Origin of the sequence: Actinomadura sp. HBU206391 (genome assembly GCF_014323665.1) — a bacterium.
Lineage (GTDB): Bacteria > Actinomycetota > Actinomycetes > Streptosporangiales > Streptosporangiaceae > Actinomadura_C.
Genome location: NZ_JABVEB010000331.1, coordinates 1 through 5,238 on the forward strand (window position 1 = coordinate 1; position 5,238 = coordinate 5,238).

Sequence of the window (5,238 nt, forward strand, 5' to 3'; positions counted from 1 at the left end):
CGACATGCCGCTAGAGGCCGTTCCTGCGGGCTCGCCGGTCGGCATCATCGGGCTCGGCCTGTCCTTCTACGACGTGATGGCCGCGCTGACCATCGGGCGCGGCGGGCGGTTCGAACCGGGTGGCAGGGGCGGGCTGGTCTACCGGCCGAGCGGGCGTGAGCCGCTGCTGGTCGCCGGCTCCCGCAGCGGCGTTCCGCTGCCCGCACGAGGCCGCAACCAGAAGCACCACGCCTACCGGTACACGCCGGTGCTGTTCACGATCGAGCGGGTACGGGCGATGCGGGCCGCGCCGGATCTGGATTTCGGAGCCGACGTGGTTCCGTGGCTGCTCGCCGAGATCCAGCTGGTGTATCACGCGACCGGGATCCGCCGCCGTTACGGACGCGACGCCGCGGACCGCTTCGTCGCCGAGGTCACCGAAGCGGCGAAGTCCTCCGGCAGCACTCCGGTCACGACGAGTGTGGGGTGCATACCGGACGTACGCGCGATCGCAGCCGTGCATGGGATGGCCGACCTGCCGGACCTCGACCTGGACCGGCTGGCCAGGCCGTACGAGGGACGAAGGTTCGCCGGGCCGGCCGAATACCGGGCCGAGCTGACCGAGACGGTGCTGGCCGACCTGGCGCACGCGGAGGAGGGGAACGCCGACTCGCCGCTCAAGGCGGCGCTGGACGTCATCCGCGACACCAGGGCGATCATCCGACTGCTGGTGGACTATGCCGCGCTCGGTCCGCGCAGCTACCGACGGGACTTCCTCGGCTGGTACGTGCCGCGCAGCGCCTTCCTCGCGGTCGGCCCGCCCCGGCTGCGGCTGCGGCAGTTGCTGGCGTTGATCGACTGCGGGGTACTTCGGATCGCCGGGCCCTGGACCCGGTTCGCCGCCGATCCCGCGACCGGACGGTTCACCGTCGGATCCCCGCAGGTCGCCGGCTCCGAGGTGGCGGTGGACACACTGATCGACGCCCGGGTACCGGTACCGAACCTGCCGCTCGACCCGGAGCCGCTGACCCGGCGGCTGCATGAGCGAGCCCTGCTCACCGAGTTCGTGAACGGGACGGGCGATGACGCCTTCCCGACCGGCGGGGTGGCCGTCACCCGCGCTCCTTATCACCCGATCGACGGCGACGGCCGCCCGGTCGCCGGCATGTACGCGCTGGGCATCCCGACCGAGCACACCCGGTGGTTCATGCAGGCCGGCAGCAGCAGGCCCGAGTTCTGGACCGACTTCGTACGGGACGCCGACGCGATCGCGGCGGACGCACTCGCACCCGTCGCGGCCGGGACGGCGTCCGGCCAGGTCAGGACGCGACCCGCTGGACGGGCGGCTCCCAGCGGCGGGCCAGCGCCTGTGCCGCGCCGATGAACGTGGTGACCGGAGGCGACTCGCGAGCCGACGGGTGGACTCCGATCGCCAGGTGCCGTACCCAGACCGGGGCGAACGGGATCGGGCGCAGGTCGGGCAGCCTGGAGGGCAGCACCAGTCCGGGGATCACGGTGGTGCCGAGCCCGGCTGCGACCATCGCGAACACCGTGTTCAAGTCGCGGATCCGGTGGGTGATCCGTGGTTCGATGCCCTTGGCACGCAGCGCGTCGACGATCATCGCCTCGACGCCCCCCACCGGCATGATCAGCGGTTCCCCGTCGAGCTGCCGGATCCGGATCCGGCCTCCCGAGCCGAGCCGGTGGGCGGTGGGCAGCAGTGCGTACATCTCGTCGCGCAGCAACGGCACGGTCAGCAGGTCCCGTTTCGGCAGCATCACCACGCCGATGTCGATCTCGCCCGTCCTGAGCAACTCGGCTATGCGCCCGTCCGGTCCCTCGCGCAGCGTGATCTTCACTTCGGGGAACCGCGACTTGAAGTAGGTCATCAGCGGCGGCAGCAGCCGGACCGCGAAGCTCTGGCTGGTGCCGATCCTGATCGACGAGGCCGATGCCGGATGCAGCGCCTGCCGTATCCTGCCGATCTGATCGAGCTCGACCACGATGGAGCGGGCATGGTCGAGTACCCGCCGCCCGGCGTCGGTGAACTGCACGCCGCCGCGATCTCGCCACATCAGCGGTACCCCGAGCTCGGCCTCCAGGCCGGCGATCGCATGGCTGATCGCCGACTGGCCGACCGACAGCGCCCGCGCCGCATTGGTGAAGCTGCCGGTGTCGGCTATCGCGACCAGCGCGGTGATCTGATGAAGCTTCATCCCCGCTCCCGATGGTGTGCGATCCGGCTGCCCGGTCCGAAAAAGCTCAGGTGACGTTCGTAGGCGGTGATGTCGGCCTCGTGACGGAGTGTGGCGCCGATCGCGTCCTGCCCGGACAGCAGCCGTGACCTGGTGTCCTCGTCCAGCTCGAACTCCCAGGTCAGGTCGGCGCAGCGTACCTCGCATCGCAGCAGGTCCACCGTCACCGGTGTTGCCGGGTCGGCCTCGATGAGTTCCCACAGCCGTGTCACCATCGCCGCCGGCAGCCGTATCGCGGGCAGGCCGTTCAGCATCGCGTTGGCTCGGAAGATGTCACCGAACCGTTCCGCGATCACGACCCGGAAGCCGTAGTCGGCCAGCGCCCAGACCGCGTACTCGCGGGACGATCCGATCCCGAAGTCCGGCCCGGCGACCAGTACGGTCGCACGGCGGAAGGCGGGGTCGTTCAGCACGAACGCCGGGTCGGCGCGCCAGTCGGCGAACAACGCGTCGGCATGGCCCGTCCTGGTGGAGCGGGTACAGAACCGGGCAGGGATGATCTGATCTGTGTCCACGTCCGCGATCCGCAGCGGTACCGCCGTACCAGTGTGCACGGTGAACGGTCTCATCACACCTTCATGTCTCAGTGGGCCGCCCAATCCAGCGGCAGGTCCAGCGGCAGGTTCCGTTTCCGAAGTCCGCATCGGCCCGCTCACAGGTCCGCCGGTGCGGCGAGCCGGCCCAGCACCGCGGTAGTGGCGGCGACCTGCGGAGAGACCAGATGGGTACGGGCACCGCGGCCCTGCCGGCCTTCGAAGTTGCGATTGCTGGTGGAGGCCGCCCGTTGCCCGGGACGCAGCCGGTCCTCGTTCAGCGCCACGCACATCGAACACCCCGCGGCGGGCCGGAAGTCCGCACCGGCCGCCTCGAAGACCGCGTCCAGGCCCTCCGCCTCCGCCTGCCTTCGGACCGCGGCCGACCCCGGAACGATGAGCAGGTGCAGCCCGCCGGCCACCCGGCGGCCGCGCAGCACGTCCGCGGCGGCGCGCAGGTCCTCGATCCGGCCGTTGGTGCATGAGCCGATGAACACGACATCGACTGCGATGTCCCGGACCGGGGTGCCCGGCCGCAGATCCATGTAACGAAGGGCGCGCAGGGCGGCGGCCCGCTCATCCGGGTCGCCGATGTCGGCGGGGTCGGGGACCACCTCATCCAGCGCCACGTTCTGGCCGGGGTTCGTGCCCCACGACACCCGCGGGCTGAGCAGACCGGCGTCCAGCGTGACCCGCCTGGCGTAGCCGGCGTCATCATCGCTGCGCAGCCCGATCCAGGCGTCCCATCTGGGGTCCGCCCGCATGACGGACCGCCGGTCGAGGTAGTCGGCGGTGGTGGCGTCGGGTGCGATGATCCCGGTGGTGGCCCCGGCCTCCACAGACATGTTGCACAGCGTCATCCTGGCCTCCATCGACAGCGCCGTGATCGCTTCGCCGCGGTATTCGATGACGTGGCCCTGACCGCCGCCGACCCCTATGCGTGCGATCAGTGCCAGCGCGAGGTCCTTGGCGGTCACGGCGGCGGGCAGCCTCCCGGTGACGGCGACCGCCATGTCGGCGGGCCGTCGCAGCGGCAGCGTCTGGGTGGCCAGCACGTGCTCGACCTGGCTGGTCCCGATCCCGAACGCCAGCGCCCCGAACGCGCCCTGGGTGGTGGTGTGCGAGTCGCAGCAGACGATGGTCATGCCGGGCCCGGTCAGCCCGAGCTCCGGCCCGATGACGTGCACGATGCCCTGACCGGGTTCGCCGAGCCGGTGCAGCCGGATTCCGAACTCGGCGCAGTTGGCCCGCAGCAGTTCCGCCTGGCGCCGCCCGGCCGGATCGCTGATCGGCCGGCGCACCCCGGTCGTGGGCGTGTTGTGGTCCTCGGTGGCGACGGTCAGGTCGGGTCGGCGTACGCCCCGCCTGGCCGCCCGCAGCCCGTCGAAGGCCTGCGGGGTGTTCACCTCGTGCAGTAGATGAAGGTCGATGTAGATGAGATCCTCACCGGCGGAGCCACGCCGCACGGTGTGCGCTTCCCAGATCTTGGCGGCCAGCGTCGAACCCATCGGCGCTCCGTAGGTCGTGGGTCAGAGTCGTGGGTTGGAACCGTGGGTCAAAGCCGTGGGTCAGAGCGGTCGGACCGGCTGCTCCCAGACCACCAGGGCCACGCAGCCCTTCTCACTGCGCGGGGCATGAACCGCGCCCGGGGGGCTCACCAGCAGGCTGCCCGCCGGGTAGACGCCGTCGTCGGTCTCCAGTGCGCCGCTGAGCACGTAGATCAGCTCATAGCTCGGATGCAGGTGCGTCTTGGCGGTCGCCCCGGGCCGATAGCGGACGATCGCTGCGGCCGGGCCGCCGTCACCGATCGAGTAGAGGCGGTGGATCTCCGCCCCTACCCGGCCGCCGGTCGCCAATTCCTCGAAGCGCAGTTCGTGCCGGGTCACCGGCTGCTCCGGCGGTCCGGTGAACAGCTCAGGAAGCAGCTCATCCGTCGGCTCGTCGCCGGATCTAGCGTTCTGTTCGGATTCCGTACTGGACATGATCTCTCCCTGGGGTGTCGCAGGGTCGGCGTGAGGGGGGCCGTGCGGGGCGGTGCTGGGCGGTGGGTGCCGGGCCAGGGACTGCGGTTCGATGCGAAGGCGGACGGGACGGCGGATGTCAGTCAGCGACCCGGCCGCGTACCGCGCCGAGCCACCGGTCCGCGTACCTGTCGGCCGCTGCGTCGTCCCGGAACGCGTACGTCTTCAGCAGCCACCGGCTGCGGGCCCGCTCCGGATCGTTGATCTCGACGCGGTCCCGGTTGTGCAGGCCGTCCTGGTTGGCGAAGGTGAGCAGCTCTCCGTCCCGGATCCGGTGCCGCTGCTTGGGAGCTCTGGTCAGTGCGTTCCGCATCGCCAGCAGCGCGTCCTTGGCCTCCGGCGGGCTTCCGGGCGCGACGGTGGTGGTGGCGTCCAGGTAGCGAAAGCTGTACTCGTTCTCCAGGATCGGATGCTCCTCAGAGACGATCTGCCGGCTGTTGGCGTCACGCG

5 protein-coding genes and 1 pseudogene are annotated in these 5,238 nt (G+C 70.8%); 1 reads left to right on the plus strand and 5 read right to left on the minus strand.

All coding sequences use genetic code 11. The features are described from left to right. Positions 1-1,363 (plus strand): annotated as a pseudogene (locus HKK72_RS35585) (FAD-binding protein); the annotation flags it as partial. Here HKK72_RS35585 and HKK72_RS35590 read toward each other — a convergent pair. The 5 genes from HKK72_RS35590 to HKK72_RS35610 form a co-directional block, all read right to left on the minus strand. Then, a complete protein-coding gene (locus HKK72_RS35590) occupies positions 1,299-2,195 on the minus strand; it encodes a LysR family transcriptional regulator (protein WP_187238801.1) in 897 nt (298 codons plus the stop codon). The pseudogene HKK72_RS35585 and the gene HKK72_RS35590 overlap by 65 nt on opposite strands. Continuing rightward, the gene (gene leuD, locus HKK72_RS35595; RefSeq protein WP_187238802.1) at positions 2,192-2,803 is read right to left on the minus strand and encodes a 3-isopropylmalate dehydratase small subunit; all 612 of its coding nucleotides are present in this window, start codon (positions 2,801-2,803) and stop codon (positions 2,192-2,194) included. The genes HKK72_RS35590 and leuD overlap by 4 nt, the downstream gene beginning before the upstream one ends. Positions 2,804-2,886: 83 nt before the next feature. Next, positions 2,887-4,275 carry a 3-isopropylmalate dehydratase large subunit gene (gene leuC, locus HKK72_RS35600; protein WP_187238803.1) on the minus strand — a complete coding sequence of 463 codons (1,389 nt, stop codon included), beginning with the start codon at positions 4,273-4,275 and terminating at the stop codon, positions 2,887-2,889. Between the two features lie 60 nt (positions 4,276-4,335). Then, the gene (locus HKK72_RS35605) at positions 4,336-4,749 is read right to left on the minus strand and encodes a cupin domain-containing protein (RefSeq protein WP_187238804.1); all 414 of its coding nucleotides are present in this window, start codon (positions 4,747-4,749) and stop codon (positions 4,336-4,338) included. A gap of 118 nt (positions 4,750-4,867) precedes the next feature. Beyond that, positions 4,868-5,238: hypothetical protein (locus HKK72_RS35610; protein WP_222721558.1), on the minus strand; the 371-nt coding region annotated here is incomplete at its 5' end.